Source organism: Microbacterium sp. HD4P20 (assembly GCF_019449275.2).
Taxonomy (GTDB): Bacteria; Actinomycetota; Actinomycetes; order Actinomycetales; family Microbacteriaceae; genus Microbacterium.
Genome location: NZ_JAHZQZ020000014.1, coordinates 53,419 through 74,935 on the forward strand (window position 1 = coordinate 53,419; position 21,517 = coordinate 74,935).

Consider the following 21,517-nt stretch of genomic DNA (forward strand, 5'->3'; position numbering starts at 1 on the left):
ACGGCCGGCCGGTCGGCGGCGGGGGAGAAGGATCACAAGGAGCGATGGATGTTCTTTCACAAGCAGGAGTTGCAGTTCGCGGCGTCTCCGGCCAAGCCCGACGCTGTCTTCGCGCGGCGGCTGCAGGAGGTGCTCGGAGGCCAGTACGGCGAGATCACGGTCGCGATGCAATACGGGTTCCAGTCCTGGAACTGTCACATCCCCGGCAAGTACCGCGACCTGCTCTACGGCATCGGCGCGGAAGAATTCGGCCACGTCCCGAGATGCTTGCCATCATGATCGCGCAGCTGCTCGAGAAGGCCCCGGTCGAGCAGTCTGAGACGGCCGCCGCATCCGATCCGGTGCTGGGTGCGGTGATGGGCGGCATGGACGTGCAAGCGGCGATCGTGGCGGGCGCGGGGGTGCGCCCCGTCGACAGCAACGGCAACCCCTGGCAAGGCTCGTACATCACGGCCAGCGGCAACCTCCTCGCCGACTTCACGGCGAATGCGAACGCCGAGATGCAGGGGCGCCTGCAGGTCGCGCGTCTCTACAACATGACCGACGACGCGGGCGTGCGGGACTTGCTCTCGTTCCTTCTGGCCCGCGACACGATGCATCAGAACCAGTGGATCCGCGCCGCTCAGGAGCTGCGCGACGAAGGGGTGGAGGACCTCCCGGTGCCGAGCAACTTCCCGCTGGGGCAGGAGCAGCGCGACGTGGCCTACGAGTACATCAACTTCTCCGACGGTGCGGCAGCCGCCGAGGGCTCATGGGCATCGGGCCCCACACCCGATGGCAAGGGCGAGTTCACTTACCTCGAGGGCCCGGACACGTCCGTGCCGATGCCGCCGCCGACGCAGCCCGATCCTCGGTTCTACGGCACGGATGCCAAGCCGAACATCGTCGACAAGGCTGCCGGGGTCATCAAAGACAAGCTGAGCGAGAAGTGAGACCGGCCGGTGGCCGGAGGCCGTGTCAGCCCTTCGGCCACTCGATCAGCAGGAGGTTCTGCTTGGTGTCGGCGAGCGTCACCCAGCCGTCGGCGAAGAGGTACGTCATGCCGTAGCCCTCCGCGTCGGCCGAGATCGTCGTGTCGGGGCTCTCCGTGATGTAGGTCCCTTCCGGGGCCTCCTCACGGATCCAGCCCTGCCCGACGAGCTCTGCCTGTGCGTCGGCAGCCTCACCGGCGGAGATCCGAGCCCAGCCGAACATCTGCCCGTGATCACCGGCCGGGCCCTCGAAGTCGGCCCACACGCACCGCAGTCCGTCGGCGACTTCGATGCTGCCGATGTAGAAGGGCTCTGCCCGTGAGGTCCAGCCCAAGCTCTCGAAGTCCTTCGAGACGGAGAGGCTGATCAGGGTGTCGCACGTCGGGTCGGCGGCCGCGGGTTCCGGTTCGGGCGTCCCCGAGGTCTCGGGGGCGGGTGCACTGGGCGTCGGGGCCACGTTGGTCTGTTCTGGCGCGGTGGCTTCGGGCGATCCCGAGCAGGCTGTGAGCGCCAGTGTCGCCGAGAGCGCGACCAGGGCAGCGATGCCGAGGCGGGAACGTGCGGGGAACGTCACGGGGTCTCCGGGGAAGTCAGGGGAGGGTGGGGGTGGGGGTGGGGATGGTGCAGAGTCAATCGGTGTGGAGGAGGTCGAGGTACGCGTCGTGCAGCACTCGGTTCGTCGCGAGCGATGAGCGCTCCGAGATCGAATCGTGGCCGTCGAACGAGGTGAAGCGGCCGCCGGCCTCGGTGATGATCGGCACGAGAGCGGCGATGTCGTACTCCTGCACGCCGAACTCGGCGACGAACTCGAGGCGTCCCTCGGCCAGCAGCATGTACGGCCACGCGTCGCCGTACCCGCGGTCTCGCCACACCGCTGAGGTCAGGCGTTCGAGGGCGTCCAGTTTGCCGGCATCCCGCCACTGCGCGATGCTCTGGAAGCTCACACTCGACTCGCCGATGGCGTCGACGGTCGACACGGCGAGCCGCCGCGGGCCCGAGGCGGTGCGGGTCCATGCGCCGAGGCCGGTCGCTCCCCACCAGCGACGCGCGATCGCGGGCTGGCTGGCCACGCCCACTCGCGGCACGCCGTCGACGGCGAGCGCGATGAGCGTCGTCCACATCGGGATGCCCTTGAGGTAGTTCGCCGTGCCGTCGATGGGGTCGATGATCCATTGGCGGCTCGAATCGCCGGTGACCCCGTACTCCTCGCCGAAGACGCTGTCGTCGGGTCGTTCCGCCTCGAGGATCGAGCGGATCGCCCGCTCGGTGGCGAGGTCGGCTTCGGTCACGTGCGTCGCGTCTGCTTTGGTGCGGATGTCAAGATCCGCAGCGTCGAAGCGGGACATGGATGCCGCGTCCGCCGCATCGGCCAGACGCAGCGCGAGTGCGAGATCGGCCTCCAGATCCCCCGGGAACGGCGCGTCGAACGTCGAGTCGGGGAGGGCGGAAGTCACACCCGCAAGGATATCCGGCGCATGGCGACCACGATTTTCGTTGATGCAATCGTGATGGTAATGTTGACCCTCGGTTCGCCACGGTGCGAATCACGCACCTCTAGCTCAATCGGCAGAGCAACTGACTCTTAATCAGTGGGTTCTGGGTTCAAGTCCCAGGGGGTGCACCACATCACGAAGGGCGGCCCGGCGGGCCGCCCTTCGTCATTCCCGCTCATCGCGATTCGGTAACGACCCCGGTTGCGGCGGCATCTCTACTTGACCACGGACGGCAGAGTTCGTACATTGCAAGAACCTGAATCAGATCTCAGGTTTGCCTTTCGAGGCACCACATCCTTCCAATGGGGAAAGGCACGCACATGCGGGTTACGAAGAAGTCGCTCCGAGGTTCCGTGATAGCTTCCGTGGTCGCCACGGCTGCGCTGGCATTGGCGGCGTGTGCTCCGACGGCGACTCCCGGCGGAGGATCCGACGAGGGTTCGGCCCCGTCGGAGGTGACCGTCGGGATCGTCACGAGCGAGTCCGGTCCGCTGGCCGGCTACGGCAAGCAGTACCTGGACGCGTTTGAGGCGGGGCTCGACTACGCGACGGACGGCACCGGCGAGATCGACGGCACGACGATCACCGTCGAGTACCGCGACGACGCGGGCGACCCCGACAAGGCTGTCACCGCGGTCAAGGAACTCATCGGCGAGGGCGTGAACATCATCGCCGGCACCGCCTCTTCGGGCGTCGCGCTCGCCGTGGCCGAGCAGGCCGCGCAGAACCAGGTGCTCTACGTCTCGGGCCCCGCCGCGGCCGACGCCATCACCGGCATCAACGAGTACACCTTCCGCTCGGGGCGGCAGAGCGCACAGGACGTCGCGACGGCCGGGACGTTCCTCGACGACATCGAGGGGAAGACGATCGCCGTCTTCGCGCAGGACAACGCCTTCGGCCAGGGCAACGTGGCGGCCGTCGAGGCCATCCTCGGCAGCCAGGGCGCCACGGTCGCACCGGTGCTGGTCGCCGAGGACGTGACCGAGTTCACGCCGTTCGCGCAGCAGGTGCTCGCGGCTTCTCCCGACCTCGTGTTCGTCGCATGGGCCGGGGCGACCTCGGGCGCGATGTGGCAGGCGATGAGCCAGCAGGGCGTCCTCGATGAGATCCCCGTCGTCACGGGGCTCGGCGATGCGGCGACGTTCGGCGCCTATGGCGAGGCATCCGAGAAGATCAACTTCTTGAACCACTACTTCCCGGGGGCTCCCGACAACGAGGTGAACGCCGCGATGGTCGAAGCGATCGAAGAGGCCGGCGGCACCCCCGATCTCTTCAGCCCCGACGGATTCAACGCGGCGATCATGATCGTGCACGCGATCCAAGAGGGCCAGGGCGACGTCGACGCGATGGTGGCCGCGCTCGAGGGCTTCGAGTTCGAGGGCCCGAAGGGCACGATGACCGTCCGCGCGAGCGACCATGCACTCCTTCAGGAGATGTACCAGGCACGGCTCGTCGCCGATGGCGACACCTTCGTTCCGGAACTCGTCGACACGGTGCCGGCCGAGGACGTCGCGCCGGCCGAAGCCGAGTGACGCGGAGCACCCCCGCAGCATGAGCACTCCTGTTCCGTCTGCGTCGCGACGCGGCTCCCGTCTGCAGGTCGAGTCCCTCGGCCTGCAGATCGGGGGCGCGACGATCCTCAAGGACGTCGCCCTCGACATCCCCGCAGGCAGCCTGGTCGGCGTGATCGGCCCCAACGGCGCCGGCAAGACGACGCTCTTCAACGTGATCTCGGGCCTCACGAAGCCCACCTCCGGCCGCGTGCTGCTGGACGACCGCGACATCACGACGGCGTCGGTCCCCGCGCGGGCGCGGGCGGGACTCGGGCGCACCTTCCAGACCTCGAGCATCTTCCCGCGGCTGAGCGTGCTCGAGAACGTGCGCCTGGCGGCACAGGTGTCGCTCGGCGGTTCCGGCTCGCTGCTGCGCTTCCCTCGCCGGACGGATGCCGCCACCGAGCTCGCCTTCGACAAGCTCCGGATCGTCGGGCTCGATCACAAGCACGAAGCTGAGGCGGGCGACATCTCGCACGGCGACAAGCGCAAGCTCGAGATCGCCGTGCTGCTGGCGACCGAGGCGAGCATCGTGCTGCTGGACGAGCCGATGGCCGGTGTCGCCTCCGGCGATGTGGCCGGACTCGTCGAGAACATCCGCGACCTGCACCGTGAGAAGGGATGCACGGTGCTCATGGTCGAGCATCACATCGACGTCCTGATGGGACTGGTCGACCGCGTCGCCGTCATGTATTTCGGAGGCATCATCGCCTACGACGTCCCGCAGAAGATCATGGACGACCCGCTCGTACAGCGCGCGTACCTCGGAACGGCGGCGGCATGAGCGCGGGCGAAGCGATCCTGCAGGTGAAGGGGCTGCGCTGCTCGATCGCGGGCCAGCAGGTCGTCGAGGACGTGTCGTTCGAGGTGCCCGCCACCGGCATCACCGCGGTTCTCGGCCGCAACGGCGTCGGAAAGACCTCGACGCTTCGTGGCATCCTGGGTCTCATCCAGCGCCGCGGCACCGTGACGCTCGCCGGCGAACGCATCGACGGGCTGCCCACCCACCGCATCGTGCGTCGCGGCGTCGGCTACGTCCCGGAGGATCGCGAGGTCTTCGCGAAGCTCACGGTGGCCGAGAACCTCGCCCTCGCCGAGCGGCAGAAGAACCCGCGTCGCGAACTCGTCGCCGAGCTGTTCCCCGATCTCGTCGCGCGACGCGACCAGGCGGCCGGAACGCTCTCGGGCGGGCAGCAGCAGATGGTCTCGGTCGCGCGCGCCCTGATCAACGACAACCGGCTGCTGCTGGTCGACGAGCCGACGAAAGGGCTGGCCCCGAAGATCGTCACCGAGGTTGCCAGCGCTCTCGAGCTGGCGTCGCGGACGGTGCCGATCCTCCTCGTGGAGCAGAACCTCGACGTGGTGCGCCGCCTGGCCGACGATGCGATCGTCATCGCGGGCGGTCGCGTGGTGCACGCGGGCAAGGCCCGCGACATCCTCGACGACGACGACCTGACCCGCCGCCTCCTGGGCGTGCACGCGGAGGCCGCGGCATGAGTTCCATCGTCCTCACCCTGATCACGGGGGTCGGCCTCGGTGCCCTGTACTTCCTCGTCGCGAGCGGGCTCAGTCTGATCTACGGACTGATGCACGTGCTCAACTTCGCGCACGGCGCGTTCCTCACCCTGAGCGCCTTCGCGGGATGGATGGTCGCGCAGGCCCTCGGCACCGAATCGTGGGGATCCTTCCTGCTGTCGGTGCTCGTGGGAGCCGGCGTCGGCGCGGTCTTCGCGACGGTCACCGAGCTGGTGCTCATCCGCCCGCTGTACGAGCGTCACATCGAGCAGGTGCTCGTGACCGTGGGGCTCTCTTTCGCCGCGGTCGCGCTGTTCGAGGGGATCTGGGGCACCGACCCGATCCACATCGCCGGGCCGGCCTGGCTGCGTCAGACCACCGAGGTCCTGGGCGCGCGGATCCCGAACACCTACTGGGTGCTCATGATCGCGGCGGTGCTCGTGCTGCTGGCGCTGGTGCTGTTCCTGCAGAAGACGCGCTACGGCATGATCATCCGGGCCGGTGTCGAGAACCGGTCGATGGTCACCGCGCTCGGCATCGACGTGCGCCGGTCCTTCACCCTCGTGTTCGCGATCGGCGGCGCCGCGGCGGGGATCGGCGGAGTGCTGGCCATGCACTACTCCACCTTCGTGTCGGCGCACCTCGGCCAGACCCTGCTGATCTTCGCCTTCATCGTCACGGTGGTGGGCGGTCTCGGCTCGCTGACCGGTGCGGCCGTGGCATCCGTCCTCGTCGCCGTCCTGCAGCAGTTCGCCAACTCGTACCTCGGCGGCACGGGCGATTTCATCGTCGTGATCCTGCTGGCCCTGGTGCTGCTCGTGCGCCCGACCGGACTCTTGGGGAGGAAGGCATAGTGGCTCGACGCACTCCACACGTGGGAAAGTACGTCCCGACGATCGTCGGTGCGGCCCTGGTCGTCTTCATGGCGATCCTGCCGCTGCTGAACCTGTCGCTCCCCGGCATCCTCCCCACGCCCACCTACATGCCCGGCACGCTCGCACTGCTGTCGCTGTGCATGGTGTTCGCCGCACTCGCGCTGTCGTACAACCTGCTGCTCGGATCGGGAGGGATGCTGTCGTTCGGGCACGCCCTGTACTTCGGGGCCGGCGCGTACGGGCTGGGCATCGCGCTGGAGCACTTCGGAGTGCCGCTATGGCCCGGCATCTTCGTCGCCCTCATCGGCGGAATGGTGATCGCCCTGATCACCGGCGCGGTATCGATGAGGGTCTCGGGGATCCCGTTCGCGATGGTCACGCTCGCCTTCGCTCAGGCCGGGTCGGTGCTGGTGCGCCGCAACTCGCAGGTGACCGGAGGCGAGGAAGGGCTGAGCTTGAACACCGAGGTCGTGCCAGACTTCCTCATCGGCGTGGTCAACACACGCAACCTGTACTGGTTCGCCCTCGTGGTGCTGGTCGTGGTCTACCTCGTCACCCTGTGGGTCGACACGTCGCGGCTCGGGCACCTCGCTCGCGCCACGCGAGAGAACGAACAGCGCGTGCGGGTGCTCGGACTCTCGCCGTACCGGGTGAGGCTGATCGTCTTCGTGATCGCCGGGGCGCTGGCGAGCCTGGCGGGCGTCGCCTACATGCTGCTGCAGTCGGGCACCGTCCCGCGTGCGGTGTCGGCGGATCTGACGATCACGATCCTGGTCATGGTCGTGCTGGGTGGCGTCGGATTCCGCTGGGGTGCCATCGTTGGCGGTGTGCTCTACACACTGCTGGACCAGCGCCTGACGGTGCTGGCGGGATCCGACGCGATCGCCGGACTGCCCGACGTGCTGCGCATCCCGCTGTCGGAGCCGCTGTTCCTGTTCGGCGTGCTGTTCATCCTCGTCGTGATGTTCCTGCCCGGGGGCATCGCCGGAACCATCGACGCCGCCGTCCGCCGCCGCCGCGGCGAGAAGATGCGGGACTCGCTACGGCAGATGGACGACGCGGATGACATGGCGGACGCACCGATCGAGGCCCGCACATGAGAGGGGTGTGCCGGTGATGTGGGATGCGGAAGCCGCGCTCGACCCCGACGTCGAAGACGGGCCTCACACGATCGGGCGATGGCTGATCGATCGCTCGGCGACCTCGCCGGAGCGCATCGCGATCGATGACCGCGGCGTCACGACGGACTACGGCGCGCTCGCAGCGCGGGCCGTGGCGCTCGCCGAGCGGCTGCGCCGCGCCGGCTACGCGGCCGGCGACCGCGTCGCGACGGTGTCGGGCAATTCGACCGACCACGTTGTGGCGTTCTTCGCGTGCGCGTTGACCGGCGTCGCGTTCGTGCCGCTGTCGTGGCGGCTCACCACCCGAGAACTGGCCGATGTGCTCGTCCGCTCGGCGCCCGCGCTCGTGCTGATCGAAGACGAGCATGCGGCGCTGGCCGGTGAAGCGATGCGCGCCGCGACGGCAAGCGCGGCGAACGCAGGAGACCAGATGCCGCAGGTCGCGGCACTGGGAACGACCGGAGTCGAGGCGGGGAACCTTCCGTCATCGCGCCGCCCGCGCTCATGGCGCCCGGTGCGCGACGACGACCCGCTGCTGGTGATCTTCACTTCGGGGAGCGAGGCGGCCCCGAAGGGCGTCGTGCTCACGCACGCCAACTGCTTCTGGAACAACCTGGCACTGGCCCAGGCGCTGCCCCTGCGGCAGGACGACGTGGTGCTGGCGATGCTGCCGCAATTCCATGTGGCGGCGTGGAACTGCCAGCCGTTGCTGGCGTGGTGGACGGGTGCCACGGTCGTCCTCGAGCGGTCGTTCCAGCCCGCCCGCGCCTTGCGCCTGATCGCGGAGCGCCGGGTCACGGCCATGATGGGCGTTCCGACGCAATACGCCATGCTCGCCGCCGACCGCGAGTGGGAGTGCACGGATGTGACCTCCCTGCGACTGGCGCTGGTGGGCGGCGCCACGATGCCGACCGCGTTGCAGCAGGCGTGGACCGAGCGTGGCGTCGCACTGACGCAGGGCTATGGGCTGACCGAGGCCGGTCCGAACGTGCTGCACCTGCCCGCCGCCGAGGCCGCCGACGCACCCGGTGCCGTCGGGCGCCCGTACCCCCACGTGACCGTGAGGGTGGTCGACGCAGATTCGGGACTGCCGCTCGAGGGCGAGGCCACCGGCGAACTGTGGGTGCGCGGGCCCAGCGTGTTCGCCGGCTACCTCGGCGACGAGAACGCCACGGCACGCGCACTGAGCGGAGGCTGGCTGCGATCGGGCGATCTCGTCGCCCGGGACGCCGAAGGCGTCTACCGCATCGTGGACCGATTGAAGGACATCTTCATCTCGGGCGGTGAGAACGTCGCACCCGCCGAAGTAGAGCACGCGCTGTGCCTGCACCCGCTCGTGGTGGCGGCCGCCGTCGTCGGCGTCCCCGACCCGGTGTGGGGAGAGCGCGGTGTCGCGTTCGTCGTGCCCGCGGCCGGAGCCGCGCTGTCGGGCGACGAACTGCTTGCTCACGCGCGGCGCAACCTCGCGGCCTTCAAGGTGCCGGTGCGCATCGAGCTGGTCGACGCGCTGCCGCGCTCGACGATCGACAAGCTCGCCCGGTCGCGGCTTCGCGAGCAGGCACGCGCGCTCATGGCGCAGGATCGCGCGGGGGAGCGCGACCGAACGACGAAGGAGGTGTCGCGATGAGCCTTTCCGGCGATGTCGTCGACGACGCGCAGGGTCCCGTCTCATCCGCGACCGGACGCCCGCTCACCAAGCGTGGCGAGGCGACGCGGCGGCGCCTGCTCGAGGCCGCGGAGCTCGTTTTCGCCGAACAGGGCTACCACGAGGCATCCATCGTCAAGATCACCGAGCGCGCCGGCATCGGCCTGGGGACGTTCTACCTGTACTTCGACAGTAAGCAGGCCATCTTCGAGGCGCTGGTGCTGGATCTGAACCGCCGCGTGCGCCACTCGATGTCGGAATCCATGGCGGGGGCGTCGTCCCGCCTCGAAGCAGAGCGCGCCGGGTTCGCGGGGTTCTTCCGGTTCACCGCCGAGCACCCTGCGCTTTATCGCGTCGTGCGCGAGGCGGAGTTCGTCTCTCCCGAAGTGCTGCGGCTGCACTACACGCGCATCGTCGAGGGCTACGAGGCGGGACTGCGGTCCGCTCAGGCCGCCGGAGACGTGGACCGCGCCCTCGATCCCGAGACGACGGCGTGGGCACTCATGGGGATGGGAGAGCTCATCGGCATGCGTTTCCTGCTGTGGGAGCGGGATGCCGACGGACGGCCGCCGTCGCAGCTGGATCCCGTCGTATTCGCCGGCATGACGCGGTTCATCGACAACGCGCTCGCGCCGCGGCCCGGAGCCGCGCAGGGGGAGGAGCAGGAATGAGCGACAACGACCTCGCCGGCCGGCGAGCACTCGTCACGGGCGGCGCGAGCGGGATCGGGTTGGCGTGCGCGCACGAGTTCGCAGCACGCGGGGCCCACGTGATCATCGCCGACCTCAACGCGAATGCCGCGACGGATGCCGCCGCCGAGGTGGGCGGTGAGTCCTGGGTCGTCGACCTCGCCGACACCGCGGCGCTCGACGAGGTCGCACTCGACATCGACATCCTTGTGAACAACGCCGGCATCCAGCGTGTGAGCCCGATCACCGACTTCGACCCCGACGCGTTCCGGCTACTGCTGCGTCTCATGCTCGAGTCGCCGTTCCTGCTGGTGCGCGCGGCGCTGCCGGCCATGTACGAGCGTGGCTGGGGGCGCATCATCAACGTCTCGAGCGCCCACGGTCTGCGCGCGAGCCCGTTCAAGTCGGCCTATGTCGCTGCAAAGCATGGGCTCGAAGGACTGTCGAAGGTCACCGCCCTCGAGGGCGCGCCGCACGGTGTCACGAGCAACTGCATCAATCCCGCGTATGTGCGCACGCCGCTGGTCGAGAAGCAGATCGCCGACCAGGCGAAGGTGCACGGCATCCCCGAGAGCGAGGTCGTCGAGAAGATCATGCTCACCGAGACGGCGATCAAGCGGCTGGTCGAGGCCGACGAGGTGGCCTCGCTCGCGGGGTGGCTGGCGTCCGACAAGGCCGGAATGGTCACCGGCGCCTCGTACACGATGGACGGCGGATGGACGGCGCGATGAGTGGTGGCAGTATGCCCGAGGCCGGAGTGCCCGCTGTCGACCTGGCCAGGGCGGGTCACACATACCGCACGGTCGACGTGCCGGTGATCGGCGGGGCCCTTCGCGTCGGCGTGTGGGACCCCGACCCCGCGATGGCAGATGCCCCGGACGTGCTTCTCATCCACGGGGTCACCTCGTCGCACCTGGCCTGGCCGTTCGTCGTGGACCGGCTGCCCGGAGTGCGTGCGATCGCACCCGACCTGCGTGGGCGGGGTGCCAGCAACACCCTCGAGGGACCCGCCGGCATGGCGGCGCACGCCGCCGACCTCGTGGCTGCGCTCGACGCCCTCGGCATCGAGCGCACCGTGGTGGTCGGGCATTCGATGGGCGCGTTCGTGGCTGTCGTCCTGGCCCACCGATATCCGGAGCGGGTATCACGACTGGTGCTGGTGGACGGAGGCTTGCCACTAGACGTGCCGGCAGGGCTCAGCACCGACGAGCTGGTCGCCGGGATCCTCGGCCCGACCGCCGCGCGGCTGTCGATGAGGTTCGCCGATCCGGGGGAGTACCTCGACTTCTGGCGGCGGCATCCCGCCTTCCGTTCGGACTGGACGAGCGAACTCGAGCAGTACCTCGCGTACGACCTCGTCGACGACGGGCAGGGCGCGCTGCGCCCGGCGACGAGCTACGACACCACCGCCGACGACACCCGCGACATGAACACGGGCGAGGCGCTGCCGGCGGCGCTGACGGGGCTGCGGCATCCCGCCCGCATGGTGACCGCGCCGCGCGGACTGCAAGACGAGCCGCCGGGGCTGTACGCGCCCGAGCATCTGGCTCGAATGCTCGACGCCAATCCCGGGATCTTGCACGAGCGCCTCGACGGCTTCAACCACTACACGATCGTGATGTCGCCGGCGGGGGCTGATGCCGTCGCCGCCGTCGTGCGGGACCAAATCGCGCATCGCGGTCGGTGAGCGAGCGAAGCGAGTCGAAACGCCCGTGCCTGCGAGTGGGCTCGGCGCGTTTCGTCTCGCTCGTTCCTCGCTCGCTCAACGACCGGAGCTCGCGGCGATGCGGGTGGTGAGCTGGTGGGCGTGGGCGAGGAGGGTGCGGCCCAGCTCGGGCAGGCGGTCGGGGCCGAACCGGAACTGCACGCCCGTCAGGCTCAGCGCCCACTGCGGGTGGCCTTCCTTGGTGAACACCGCGGCGCCGAGCCCGTACGACCCCTCGACGATGAGGCCGGGGTTGACGGCGTAGCCGCGCTCCTGCGTGTCGCGCAGCCGGGTTCGCAGCCGCTGCTCGCCGTGCGGTGCGCCCCATTCCGCGGCGAGCTCAGGATGACGCCCGAAGTAGGCGTCCACATCGTGGGGAGGGAGGAAGGCGAGGATGGCCAGCCCTGCCGAGGCGACGCCGAGCGGAAAGCGCACGCCCTCCGACAGTACGAAAGACCGGATCGGAAAGCTCCCCTCCTCGCGCAGCAGGCACACCGTTTCGTCGCCCCGGCGCACCGAGAGGAACGCGCTCTCTTCGGTCCGCACGGCGAGAGATCTCACGATGTCGCGGGCGATGGCGGTGATGTCATAGCGGGATGCCGCGACCGTCCCCATCAGGAAGAGCTCGGGACCCGGCATCCATCGCCCACTCCTATCGTCCTGGTCGACAAGGCCTTCGTGGCGCAGCGCGGTCAGGAGGCGATGCGCGGTCGGGCGCGTGAGGTCGGCGCGCCGGGCGAGGTCGGCGACCGACATGCCCTCGTCGCCGGCGGAAGTGACCAGTCGCAGCAACAGTGCTGCCCGGGCCACCGACTGGGCTCCTGGAATGCTCCGCTTGGCGACGTTGTCCACGATATGGACGCTACGCCTCACGCTCTCCACATGGCAAGCCGCGCCGTGACACTGGACCCGGATGCTCAGAGGATTGTCGAAGACATCATGAGCGAAGGAGCAGGATGATCGACAAGACGTGGGGCTCGGCGGTCGAAGCCGTCGCCGACATCCCTGACGGCGCCTCTCTCGCGGTCGGAGGATTCGGGCTCTCCGGAAATCCCATCGCGCTCATCGAGGCGCTGCTGGCGCAGGGGACGACCGACCTCAGCATCGTCAGCAACAACTGCGGGGTCGACGACTGGGGCCTCGGGATCCTCTTGAACGCCAAGCGCATCCGCAAGATGACGTCCTCATATGTCGGCGAGAACAAGGAGTTCGAGCGGCAGTTCCTCTCGGGCGAGCTCGAGCTCGAACTCACCCCACAGGGCACGCTCGCCGAGAAGCTCCGCGCCGGCGGCTCCGGCATCGCAGCCTTTTACACGCAGACCGGCGTCGGCACCCAGGTCGCCGAGGGCGGGCTGCCGCGTCGCTACGACGGGACCGGCGGGGTCGCCGTGGCCTCGCCGGTGAAGGATGTCCGAACCTTCGAGTTCGCCGGGTCCGCCCGCGAGTACGTGCTCGAAGAGGCCATTGTGACGGACTTCTCGCTGGTTCACGCCCTCCGCGGTGACCGTCACGGGAACCTCGTTTTCAACAAGTCCGCCCGCAACTTCAACCCGCTCGCCGCCATGGCCGGACACGTGTGCATCGCCCAGGTCGAGGAGCTCGTCGAACCTGGCGAGCTGGATCCGGACAGCATCCATCTTCCCGGCATCTACGTGCACCGCATCGTGGAGGTCGGATCCGACATCGAGAAGCGCATCGAACGCCGCACGGTCTCCGCCGCTCAAGCGGCCGCGCGCGAGATGCCGGAAGGAGCCTGACATGCCGCTGTCACGGAACGAGATGGCTGCCCGCGCGGCACAGGAGCTCGCCGACGGCGCGTATGTGAACCTCGGGATCGGTCTCCCCACGCTCGTGCCGAACCACGTGCCCGAGGGAGTGACGGTGGTGCTCCAGTCCGAGAACGGCATCCTCGGCGTCGGGCCGTACCCGTCCGATGAGAACGTCGACCCCGACCTCATCAACGCCGGCAAAGAGACGGTCACCACACTTCCCGGAGCGGCGTTCTTCGATTCGGCGACGAGCTTCGGCATGATCCGGGGCGGCAAGATCGACGCCGCCATCCTCGGCGCGATGCAGGTGTCGGCGACCGGGGACCTGGCCAACTGGATGATCCCGGGAAAGATGGTCAAGGGACCGGGAGGAGCGATGGACCTCGTCCACGGCGCAGCCCGCGTGATCGTGCTGATGGAGCACGTGGCGAAAGACGGCAGCCCCAAGATCGTCGACGAGTGCTCGCTGCCCCTCACCGGCCGCGGCGTGGTGGATCGCATCATCACGGATCTCGCCGTCATCGACGTGACCGAGGACGGACTCGTGCTCGTGGAGCTGGCACCCGATGTCAGCGTGGAAGACGTCATCGCCGCGACCGAGCCCGAGCTTGCGATCGCCATCGGTGACCGAGGGGCCGCGGGCGAGCGAAACGAGAGCAAGGTGGAAGCATGAACCAAGACATCGTCATCGTCGCCGCCGCGCGCACCCCGCAGGGGCGGCTGAAGGGTCAACTGTCGCCGCTCACCGCGGTGCAGTTGGGCAGTGCGGCGATCCGCGGCGCACTGGACAAAGCCGGCATCCCGGCGGACGCCGTCGATGCCGTGCTCGTCGGGCAGGTGCTCGCCGCCGGTGCCGGCCAGAACCCGGCACGTCAGGCGGCCGTGGGCGCCGGCATCCCGTGGCACGTGCACTCCGGGTCGGTGAACAAGGTGTGCCTGTCGGGCCTCACCGCGATCATCGACGGCGCCCGCATGATCGCCGTGGGTGACGCGACCGTCGTGGTCGCGGCGGGGATGGAGTCCATGACGCGTGCTCCCCACCTGCTCATGGGCTCGCGCGACGGGTGGGCGTACGGCTCGATCGAGGTGCTCGACCACATGGCCTTCGACGGGCTGACCGACGCGTACGACCGCGAGAGCATGGGCGCCTCGACGGAGCGGCACAATGGGCGCCTGGAGGTGACGCGCGAGATGCAGGATGCTGTCGCGGCGCGTTCGCATCAGCGGGCCGCCGCCGCGCAGGCTGAGGGCGTGTTCGACGCCGAGATCGTGCCGGTGCCGATACCTCAGCGCAAGGGCGACCCGGTGGTCGTGACCAAGGACGAGGGGATCCGGCCCGAGACGACGGTCGAGACGCTCGCTGGGCTGCGCCCGGCCTTCGCCGAGGGCGGCTCGATCACGGCCGGCAACTCGTCGCAGATCTCGGATGGCGCCTCGGCGGTCGTTCTTACGACGCGCGCGCACGCGGACGCGAACGGCTGGCCGGTGCTGGCAGCCGTCGGCGCGTCAGGACAGGTCGCCGGCCCCGACAACTCCTTGCATTCGCAGCCGGCCCGGGCGATCGAGAACGCCTGCGCGAAGCAGGGGATCGCCGCCTCCGAGCTCGACATCGTCGAGATCAACGAGGCGTTCGGCGCCGTCGTCGCGCGGTCTCAGACCGAGCTCGGGCTCGCCGACGACGTGGTCAATCCCCACGGCGGCGGCATCGCGATCGGGCACCCGATCGGGGCATCCGGCAACCGGCTCGTCGTCCATGCGGTGCACGAGCTGGTTCGTCGCGGCGGCGGCACCGCGGCCGTCGCGCTGTGCGGCGGCGGCGGTCAGGGCGACGCGCTCATCCTCACGCGCTGACGCGTGCGAGCATGCCGGCGGCGTGGCCGCGTCGCCCCGCCGCGGAGGACTGCGGGGGGCTTACCTCATCGCTCGAGGCGGCGCTTGAGCAGCTTCTTCTCCCGTCCATGGACGGGCGAGTCGTTGTCGATGAGCTTTCCGTGGGACGCCCGGCGCACATCGACGATCGCGCCGATCGCGAGGGCTAGCGAGATCCCCCAGCTGAGCCACGCCAGTGCGGTCCGCCACGTGAAAGGTTCATTCTCACGGAGACCGCGCAGCAGTGTCATGCCGCCGGTGAAGGCCGCGAGGATCCCCGTGCCGAAGAGGTACTTGCGCATGGCTTCACGCTAGCGCGCCCGGCGCAGGGCCGTCGCCCCTTGACATCGGGCGTCTGCCACGTCAAGGGGAGATGGCAGATTCGCAGGGCACGCTAGCCTGGGGGTGCCTTGTCCCCCGCACCGTCAGGAGCCCGTGTGACAGCCCGCGCGATTCCCCGTGAGACCACGCCCCACCGACAGGCGGAGCTGGTCGTGGTCGCCAACCGACTCCCTGTGGACCGCCTCGTGGACGGTGACGGCGAGCCGTCATGGCGACGTTCGCCGGGAGGCCTGGTCACGGCTCTCGAGCCCGTGATGCGCCGGGCGGACGGTGCGTGGGTCGGCTGGCCGGGTCAGCCGGATGTCGAGGTGGAGCCGTTCGAGTTCGAGGGGACTCACCTGGTGCCCGTGGCGCTGAGCGCGGAAGAGATCGAGCTGTACTACGAAGGCATGTCGAACGACACGTTCTGGCCGCTCTATCACGACGTGATCTCCGAGCCCCGCTACCGCCGCGTGTGGTGGGACGCGTACGTGCGGGTCAACCGGCGATTCGCCGAGGCGACCGCTGCGGTTTCGGGGCCCGGTGCGACGGTGTGGGTCCAGGACTATCAGCTTCAGCTGGTGCCCCGCATGCTCCGCGAGGCGCGGCCGGACCTCACCATCGGGTACTTCCACCACATTCCGTTCCCGGCATACGGCCTCTACTCGCAGCTGCCGTGGCGCCGTCAGGTTCTCGAGGGACTCCTCGGAGCCGATGTCATCGGCTTTCAGCGCGTGGCCGACGCGGGCAACTTCGCCCGGGCCGTGCGCCGCCAGCTGCGCTACGAGACCAAGGCCTCCGGCATCACGGTGCCCAACCCCGATGGATCGAGCCGGCGCGCGCTGGCCAAGGCTTACCCCATCTCGATCGACGCGAGCTCGTACATCGACCTCGCCCGCCGTGCCGATGTGAAAGCCCGCGCGATCGAGATCCGCGAGAGCCTCGGCAACCCCAAGAAGATCCTTCTCGGCGTCGATCGGCTGGACTACACCAAGGGCATCCGGCATCGCATGAAGGCGTTCGGCGAGCTGCTGGAGGACGGGAAGCTCTCGGTCGAGGACGTGACGCTGGTGCAGGTGGCGAGCCCGAGCCGGGAACGCGTCGGCGCGTACATGCAGCTGCGCGACGAGATCGAATTGACCGTCGGGCGCATCAACGGCGACCACGACACGATGGACCACACGGCCATCCGGTATCTGCACCAGGCGTACCCGCGGGAAGAGATGGTGGCGCTGTTCCTGGCTGCCGACGTCATGCTGGTCACCGCACTGCGGGACGGTATGAACCTCGTGGCGAAGGAGTATGTCGCGTCCCGCATCGACAACCGCGGCGTGCTGGTGCTCAGCGAGTTCGCCGGCGCGGCCGACGAGCTGCCCAGCGCCGTGCGCATCAATCCGCACGACATCGACGGCATGAAGGACGCCATCATGCGCGCCATCCACATGCCGGCGGCAGAGCAGGGCCGCCGTATGCGCGCGCTGCGCAAGAAGGTGATCGACAGCGATGTCGCGCGCTGGTCGCAGTCCTTCCTGGACGCCCTCGCCGACGCACGCGAGCATCACCGGCCGACCGCACCCGGTCGCCTCGAGGGCCCCGGAAGATCAGAGGCAACCGTCGTCGAGGGGGCGAGCGCGTGACCGAGGCATCCGTCGACGAGCGTTCGGCGATCGCCGGCATCACCGCATCCGCTCTGCTGCTGGTCGCCCTCGACTTCGACGGCACGCTGTCGCCGCTCGCGGACGACCCGATGGCTGCCCGGATGCTGCCGGCCGCGCGAGCGGCCGTCGAAGCGCTCGTGGCGGCGCCGCGCACCATCGTGGCGTTCGTGTCGGGCCGGAGCCTGGTGGACCTGCGCGTCATCGCCGAGCACGACGACTACTCCCAGGTGCTGCTGGCCGGGTCTCACGGGGCCGAGTTCTGGATCCCCGGGCAAGGTGCGCTCAGACATGCCGAGGATGACGGCGACGTGCGCCTGCGCGACATGCTCCGCACTCATGCCGGAGAGGCGACCGCGCACCTGGATGGGATCTGGATCGAGCCGAAGACCTTCGGCTTCGGCGTCCACACGCGCCGCGCCGACCAGGCCGCAGCCGACGAGGCGAACCGCCTCGTCGATGCCATCGTGGCCGCCGAAGCGCCCCATTGGCGCCGCCGCACCGGCCACAACATCGTCGAGTACGCCTTCCGGCACGAGGGCAAGGACTCGGCGATCGCCGAGCTGCGGGAGAGGACGGATGCCTCGGCGGTGCTCTTCGCGGGCGACGACGTCACCGACGAGGACGCCCTGCGAAGCCTCGGCGAGGGCGACCTCGGGGTCCACGTCGGGACGGGGCCCACGGCGGCGACGCTGTGCGTGCCCGACATCGAGGCGATGGCGGGTCTGCTGAGTGTCATCGCCGCCGAGCGGAGCGCCCGGCGGCAATAGACTCGCAGTCATGCCCCAGCCTGACGACTCCATCGACATCAAGCCGCGCAGCCGCGTGGTGACGGACGGCATCGAAGCCACCACCTCGCGCGGGATGCTTCGCGCGGTCGGGATGGGCGACGAAGACTGGGACAAGCCCCAGATCGGCATCGCGTCGAGCTGGAACGAGATCACCCCCTGCAACCTGAGCCTGGACCGGCTCGCTCAGGGCGCCAAGGAGGGCGTGCACGCCGGCGGCGGCTACCCGCTGCAGTTCGGCACCATCTCGGTCTCGGACGGAATCTCGATGGGCCACGAGGGGATGCACTTCTCGCTGGTCTCGCGGGAGGTGATCGCCGACTCCGTCGAGACGGTGATGATGGCCGAGCGCCTCGATGGCTCGGTGCTGCTCGCCGGGTGCGACAAGTCGATCCCCGGCATGCTGATGGCATCGGCACGCCTGGACCTGTCGAGTGTCTTCCTCTATGCCGGCTCGATCGCCCCCGGCTGGGTGAAGCTGAGCGACGGCACCGAGAAGGACGTCACGATCATCGACTCGTTCGAGGCGGTGGGGGCATGTCTCGCCGGCAAGATGAGCGAAGCCGACCTCAAGCGCATCGAATGCGCGATCGCCCCGGGCGAAGGCGCCTGCGGCGGCATGTACACGGCGAACACCATGGCCTCGGTCGCCGAGGCGCTCGGGCTGTCGCTTCCCGGCTCGGCCGCTCCGCCGTCGGCCGATCGCCGCCGCGACTATTTCGCCCACCGCTCCGGCGAGGCGGTGGTCAATCTGCTCCGCCTGGGTATCACGACGCGCGACATCCTCACCAAGGAAGCCTTCGAGAACGCCATCGCACTCGCGATGGCGCTGGGCGGCTCGACGAACGTCGTGCTTCACCTTCTCGCGATCGCGCGCGAGGCCGAGGTCGAGCTGAGCCTGCACGACTTCAACCGCATCGGCGACAAGGTGCCCCACGTGGCCGACATGAAGCCGTTCGGCAAGTACGTCATGAACGATGTGGATCGGCACGGCGGCATCCCGGTGATCATGAAGGCGATGCTCGACGAAGGGCTGCTGCACGGCAACGCGCTGACCGTCACGGGCAAGACGCTCGCCGAGAACCTCGCCGACCTCGACCCCGACCCGATCGACGGCACCGTCATCCACACGTTCGACAACCCGATCCACGCCACCGGAGGCATCACGATCCTGCACGGCTCGATGGCTCCCGAAGGAGCCGTCGTCAAGACCGCCGGCTTCGACGCCGCCGTCTTCGAGGGCCCGGCACGCGTGTTCGAGCGCGAGCGCGCCGCGATGGACGCGCTCGAAGCGGGACAGATCGCGAAGGGTGACGTCGTCGTCATCCGCTATGAGGGCCCCAAGGGCGGCCCCGGCATGCGCGAGATGCTCGCGATCACCGCCGCCATCAAGGGCGCGGGGCTCGGAAAAGATGTACTACTCTTGACGGACGGACGATTCTCAGGCGGCACAACCGGCCTGTGCATCGGCCACATAGCACCCGAAGCGGTGGACGCAGGTCCCATCGCCTTCGTGCGCGATGGTGATCTGATACGGGTCGATATCGCGGCTCGCTCTCTCGACCTACTCGTCGACGAAGCTGAGCTCGACTCCCGCCGCTCTGGCTGGGAGCCGCTTCCCCCGCGCTATACCCGTGGCGTCCTTGCCAAGTACTCCCGACTCGTGCGCTCCGCTGCGGAGGGCGCGACCACGGGCTGAACCCGGCTACCGACACATCCCTCCGACCGATTCTGAGGATTCACCATGCCCGCCGAAACCGCTGCGGCCGTTCCACGGCCACCCGCTCGCACCGCCACCGCGCCCGTGCTCACGGGCGCTCAGGCGGTCGTCCGCTCGCTCGAGCTGCTCGGCGTCACCGACGTCTTCGGGCTGCCGGGCGGCGCCATCCTTCCCGTCTACGACCCGCTCATGGACTCGAGCGACCTGCGCCACATCCTCGTCCGTCACGAACAGGGCGCCGGCCACGCGGCCGAAGGATACGCCGCGGCATCGAACCGGATCGGCGTCGCGATCGCCACGTCCGGCCCCGGCGCGACGAATCTGGTCACCGCGATCGCCGACGCCTACATGGACTCGGTGCCGATCGTGTGCATCACCGGGCAGGTCTTCTCGAACCTGATGGGGACGGATGCCTTCCAGGAGGCCGACATCGTGGGCATCACGATGCCGATCACGAAGCACTCATTCCTTGTCAAGGACGCTGCCGAGATCCCCGGTGCGATCGCCGCCGCGTTCGAGATCGCCGGGACCGGTCGGCCGGGACCCGTGCTCGTGGACATCACGAAGGACGCACAGCAGGCCGAGGCGCCGTTCGTGTGGCCGCCGAAGATCGACCTGCCCGGCTACCGCCCGGTGACCAAGGCGCACGGCAAGCAGATCCAGGCCGCCGCGCAGATGATCGCCGACGCCAAGAAGCCGGTGCTCTACGTCGGAGGCGGCGTTGTGCGGGCCCAGGCGTCGGCCGAGCTGCGCACACTGGCCGAGTCGACGGGGGCGCCCGTGGTGACGACTCTGATGGCGCGAGGCGCCTTCCCCGACTCGCACCCGCAGCACCTGGGCATGCCCGGCATGCACGGCACGGTTCCCGCGGTGCTCGCGCTGCAGGAGGCCGACCTGCTGATCTCGCTCGGTGCCCGCTTCGACGACCGGGTCACCGGCAAGGCGGCGCTGTTCGCACCGAACGCCAAGGTCATCCACGTCGACATCGATCCCGCCGAGATCTCGAAGATCCGCACCGCCGATGTGCCCATCGTGGGCGACCTCAAGGACGTGCTGGTCGACCTCGATGTGGCCTTCCGTGGCGTGAGCGGCTCCAGCGAGCCCGACACCGCCGAGTGGTGGTCGTTCCTGGATGGCCTGCGCGATGAGTTCCCGCTCGGGTACACGCAGCCATCGGACGGTCTCATGTCGCCGCAGTACGTGATCCAGCGGATCGGCGATCTCACCGGTCCCGAGGGCATCTACGCCGCCGGCGTCGGACAGCACCAGATGTGGGCCGCGCAGTTCATCAAGTACGAGCGGCCGAACGCCTGGCTCAACTCCGGCGGGGCGGGCACGATGGGCTACTCGGTGCCGGCAGCGATGGGCGCCAAAGTGGCAGAGCCGGATCGCCACGTGTGGGCGATCGACGGCGACGGCTGCTTCCAGATGACCAATCAGGAGCTGGCGACCTGCGCCATCAACAACATCCCGATCAAGGTCGCGATCATCAACAACTCGTCGCTCGGCATGGTGCGCCAGTGGCAGACGCTGTTCTACAACGGCCGCTACTCCCACACCGACCTCAACACCGGCCACGACACCGTCCGCATCCCCGACTTCGTGAAGCTGGCCGAGGCGTACGGCTGCCTCGCGATCCGCGTCGAGAAGGAGGAGGACGTGGATGCCGCCATCAAGACCGCGCTCGAGACGAACGACCGCCCCGTGGTCATCGACTTCGTCGTGAGTGCCGACGCCATGGTGTGGCCGATGGTGCCGCAGGGCGTCAGCAACAGCTACGTCCAGTACGCGCGTGACCACGCGCCCGCGTTCGAGCAGGAGGACTGAC

20 protein-coding genes, 1 tRNA gene and 1 pseudogene are annotated in these 21,517 nt (G+C 69.0%); 18 read left to right on the forward strand and 4 right to left on the reverse strand.

The features are described from left to right. Positions 1 to 48: 48 nt before the first annotated feature. Positions 49 to 932 (forward strand): annotated as a pseudogene (locus K0817_RS08470) (manganese catalase family protein). A 25-nt stretch (positions 933 to 957) separates the two neighbouring features. Here K0817_RS08470 and K0817_RS08475 read toward each other — a convergent pair. Both K0817_RS08475 and K0817_RS08480 read right to left on the reverse strand, forming a co-directional pair. Beyond that, on the reverse strand, positions 958 to 1,545 hold the full coding sequence (locus K0817_RS08475; RefSeq protein WP_219981040.1) for a hypothetical protein: 588 nt from the start codon (positions 1,543 to 1,545) through the stop codon (positions 958 to 960). A gap of 55 nt (positions 1,546 to 1,600) precedes the next feature. Then, positions 1,601 to 2,425, reverse strand: coding sequence for an inositol monophosphatase family protein (locus tag K0817_RS08480; RefSeq protein ID WP_253735266.1), 825 nt, complete (start codon positions 2,423 to 2,425; stop codon positions 1,601 to 1,603). 94 nt (positions 2,426 to 2,519) lie between these two features. Between K0817_RS08480 and K0817_RS08485 the strand changes: the two genes are divergently transcribed. The 10 genes from K0817_RS08485 (at position 2,520) to K0817_RS08530 (ending at position 11,549) form a co-directional block, all read left to right on the forward strand. Beyond that, positions 2,520 to 2,595 (forward strand) — tRNA-Lys (locus K0817_RS08485). Between the two features lie 189 nt (positions 2,596 to 2,784). Continuing rightward, the gene (locus tag K0817_RS08490) at positions 2,785 to 3,996 is read left to right on the forward strand and encodes a substrate-binding domain-containing protein (RefSeq protein WP_219981041.1); all 1,212 of its coding nucleotides are present in this window, start codon (positions 2,785 to 2,787) and stop codon (positions 3,994 to 3,996) included. 19 nt (positions 3,997 to 4,015) lie between these two features. Beyond that, the gene (locus K0817_RS08495) at positions 4,016 to 4,801 is read left to right on the forward strand and encodes an ABC transporter ATP-binding protein (RefSeq protein WP_219981042.1); all 786 of its coding nucleotides are present in this window, start codon (positions 4,016 to 4,018) and stop codon (positions 4,799 to 4,801) included. Further along, positions 4,798 to 5,514 carry an ABC transporter ATP-binding protein gene (locus K0817_RS08500; RefSeq protein ID WP_219981043.1) on the forward strand — a complete coding sequence of 239 codons (717 nt, stop codon included), beginning with the start codon at positions 4,798 to 4,800 and terminating at the stop codon, positions 5,512 to 5,514. Before K0817_RS08495 ends, K0817_RS08500 begins: the two co-directional genes overlap by 4 nt. After that, positions 5,511 to 6,386 (forward strand): branched-chain amino acid ABC transporter permease, encoded by an 876-nt coding sequence (locus K0817_RS08505; RefSeq protein ID WP_219981044.1) that lies wholly within the window; start codon positions 5,511 to 5,513, stop codon positions 6,384 to 6,386. Before K0817_RS08500 ends, K0817_RS08505 begins: the two co-directional genes overlap by 4 nt. Before the next feature lie 68 nt (positions 6,387 to 6,454). Next, positions 6,455 to 7,507, forward strand: coding sequence for a branched-chain amino acid ABC transporter permease (locus tag K0817_RS08510; protein WP_219981592.1), 1,053 nt, complete (start codon positions 6,455 to 6,457; stop codon positions 7,505 to 7,507). 16 nt (positions 7,508 to 7,523) lie between these two features. Beyond that, the gene (locus tag K0817_RS08515) at positions 7,524 to 9,155 is read left to right on the forward strand and encodes a class I adenylate-forming enzyme family protein (RefSeq protein WP_219981593.1); all 1,632 of its coding nucleotides are present in this window, start codon (positions 7,524 to 7,526) and stop codon (positions 9,153 to 9,155) included. Then, positions 9,152 to 9,844 (forward strand): TetR/AcrR family transcriptional regulator, encoded by a 693-nt coding sequence (locus K0817_RS08520; protein ID WP_219981045.1) that lies wholly within the window; start codon positions 9,152 to 9,154, stop codon positions 9,842 to 9,844. The genes K0817_RS08515 and K0817_RS08520 overlap by 4 nt, the downstream gene beginning before the upstream one ends. Continuing rightward, entirely contained in the window at positions 9,841 to 10,593 is a 753-nt protein-coding gene (locus K0817_RS08525) for a 3-hydroxybutyrate dehydrogenase (RefSeq protein ID WP_219981046.1), read from the forward strand. Before K0817_RS08520 ends, K0817_RS08525 begins: the two co-directional genes overlap by 4 nt. Then, positions 10,590 to 11,549, forward strand: a complete 960-nt coding sequence (locus tag K0817_RS08530) for an alpha/beta hydrolase (RefSeq protein ID WP_253735267.1) — start codon at positions 10,590 to 10,592, stop codon at positions 11,547 to 11,549. The genes K0817_RS08525 and K0817_RS08530 overlap by 4 nt, the downstream gene beginning before the upstream one ends. A 75-nt stretch (positions 11,550 to 11,624) precedes the next feature. Here the strand turns inward: K0817_RS08530 and K0817_RS08535 are convergent, their stop codons facing one another. Beyond that, positions 11,625 to 12,419 carry an IclR family transcriptional regulator gene (locus K0817_RS08535; protein ID WP_219981047.1) on the reverse strand — a complete coding sequence of 265 codons (795 nt, stop codon included), beginning with the start codon at positions 12,417 to 12,419 and terminating at the stop codon, positions 11,625 to 11,627. Positions 12,420 to 12,523: 104 nt separating this feature from the next. Here K0817_RS08535 and K0817_RS08540 point away from each other — a divergent pair, with 104 nt between their 5' ends. Genes K0817_RS08540 through K0817_RS08550 form a run of 3 tightly spaced genes read left to right on the forward strand, consistent with a single transcriptional unit; the run spans position 12,524 to position 15,187 of the window. Next, positions 12,524 to 13,324: a CoA transferase subunit A gene (locus K0817_RS08540; protein WP_219981048.1), complete on the forward strand. Its 801-nt coding sequence runs from the start codon at positions 12,524 to 12,526 to the stop codon at positions 13,322 to 13,324. Between the two features lies 1 nt (position 13,325). Next, on the forward strand, positions 13,326 to 14,009 hold the full coding sequence (locus K0817_RS08545) for a CoA transferase subunit B (protein ID WP_219981049.1): 684 nt from the start codon (positions 13,326 to 13,328) through the stop codon (positions 14,007 to 14,009). Beyond that, a complete protein-coding gene (locus K0817_RS08550; RefSeq protein ID WP_219981050.1) occupies positions 14,006 to 15,187 on the forward strand; it encodes an acetyl-CoA C-acetyltransferase in 1,182 nt (393 codons plus the stop codon). Before K0817_RS08545 ends, K0817_RS08550 begins: the two co-directional genes overlap by 4 nt. A gap of 65 nt (positions 15,188 to 15,252) precedes the next feature. On the opposite strand, the gene K0817_RS08555 is transcribed toward K0817_RS08550, so the two are convergent. After that, a complete protein-coding gene (locus K0817_RS08555) occupies positions 15,253 to 15,507 on the reverse strand; it encodes a hypothetical protein (protein WP_219981051.1) in 255 nt (84 codons plus the stop codon). 135 nt (positions 15,508 to 15,642) lie between these two features. Here K0817_RS08555 and K0817_RS08560 point away from each other — a divergent pair, with 135 nt between their 5' ends. From K0817_RS08560 to K0817_RS08575, 4 genes are read left to right on the forward strand one after another with little or no spacing between them, the layout of a single operon-like run. Beyond that, entirely contained in the window at positions 15,643 to 17,163 is a 1,521-nt protein-coding gene (locus K0817_RS08560) for a trehalose-6-phosphate synthase (protein WP_219981052.1), read from the forward strand. Further along, positions 17,160 to 17,951, forward strand: a complete 792-nt coding sequence (gene otsB, locus K0817_RS08565) for a trehalose-phosphatase (RefSeq protein WP_219981053.1) — start codon at positions 17,160 to 17,162, stop codon at positions 17,949 to 17,951. The genes K0817_RS08560 and otsB overlap by 4 nt, the downstream gene beginning before the upstream one ends. Positions 17,952 to 17,961: 10 nt before the next feature. Next, a complete protein-coding gene (gene ilvD / locus K0817_RS08570; protein WP_219981595.1) occupies positions 17,962 to 19,668 on the forward strand; it encodes a dihydroxy-acid dehydratase in 1,707 nt (568 codons plus the stop codon). A 45-nt stretch (positions 19,669 to 19,713) separates the two neighbouring features. Further along, the gene (locus tag K0817_RS08575; protein WP_219981054.1) at positions 19,714 to 21,516 is read left to right on the forward strand and encodes an acetolactate synthase large subunit; all 1,803 of its coding nucleotides are present in this window, start codon (positions 19,714 to 19,716) and stop codon (positions 21,514 to 21,516) included. The last annotated feature ends 1 nt before the right edge of the window (position 21,517 follow it).

What these genes read in the sequence shown, in the direction of transcription:
- K0817_RS08555 (WP_219981051.1), bottom strand. Translation starts at nt 15,507, where the DNA reads ATGCGCAAGTACCTCTTCGGCACGGGGATCCTCGCGGCCTTCACCGGC.
- K0817_RS08530 (WP_253735267.1), top strand. Translation starts at nt 10,590, where the DNA reads ATGAGTGGTGGCAGTATGCCCGAGGCCGGAGTGCCCGCTGTCGACCTG.
- K0817_RS08490 (WP_219981041.1), top strand. Translation starts at nt 2,785, where the DNA reads ATGCGGGTTACGAAGAAGTCGCTCCGAGGTTCCGTGATAGCTTCCGTG.
- K0817_RS08550 (WP_219981050.1), top strand. Translation starts at nt 14,006, where the DNA reads ATGAACCAAGACATCGTCATCGTCGCCGCCGCGCGCACCCCGCAGGGG.
- K0817_RS08495 (WP_219981042.1), top strand. Translation starts at nt 4,016, where the DNA reads ATGAGCACTCCTGTTCCGTCTGCGTCGCGACGCGGCTCCCGTCTGCAG.
- K0817_RS08510 (WP_219981592.1), top strand. Translation starts at nt 6,455, where the DNA reads ATGGCGATCCTGCCGCTGCTGAACCTGTCGCTCCCCGGCATCCTCCCC.
- K0817_RS08540 (WP_219981048.1), top strand. Translation starts at nt 12,524, where the DNA reads ATGATCGACAAGACGTGGGGCTCGGCGGTCGAAGCCGTCGCCGACATC.
- K0817_RS08515 (WP_219981593.1), top strand. Translation starts at nt 7,524, where the DNA reads ATGTGGGATGCGGAAGCCGCGCTCGACCCCGACGTCGAAGACGGGCCT.
- K0817_RS08505 (WP_219981044.1), top strand. Translation starts at nt 5,511, where the DNA reads ATGAGTTCCATCGTCCTCACCCTGATCACGGGGGTCGGCCTCGGTGCC.
- K0817_RS08525 (WP_219981046.1), top strand. Translation starts at nt 9,841, where the DNA reads ATGAGCGACAACGACCTCGCCGGCCGGCGAGCACTCGTCACGGGCGGC.
- ilvD (WP_219981595.1), top strand. Translation starts at nt 17,962, where the DNA reads ATGCCCCAGCCTGACGACTCCATCGACATCAAGCCGCGCAGCCGCGTG.
- K0817_RS08575 (WP_219981054.1), top strand. Translation starts at nt 19,714, where the DNA reads ATGCCCGCCGAAACCGCTGCGGCCGTTCCACGGCCACCCGCTCGCACC.
- K0817_RS08545 (WP_219981049.1), top strand. Translation starts at nt 13,326, where the DNA reads ATGCCGCTGTCACGGAACGAGATGGCTGCCCGCGCGGCACAGGAGCTC.
- K0817_RS08500 (WP_219981043.1), top strand. Translation starts at nt 4,798, where the DNA reads ATGAGCGCGGGCGAAGCGATCCTGCAGGTGAAGGGGCTGCGCTGCTCG.
- K0817_RS08520 (WP_219981045.1), top strand. Translation starts at nt 9,152, where the DNA reads ATGAGCCTTTCCGGCGATGTCGTCGACGACGCGCAGGGTCCCGTCTCA.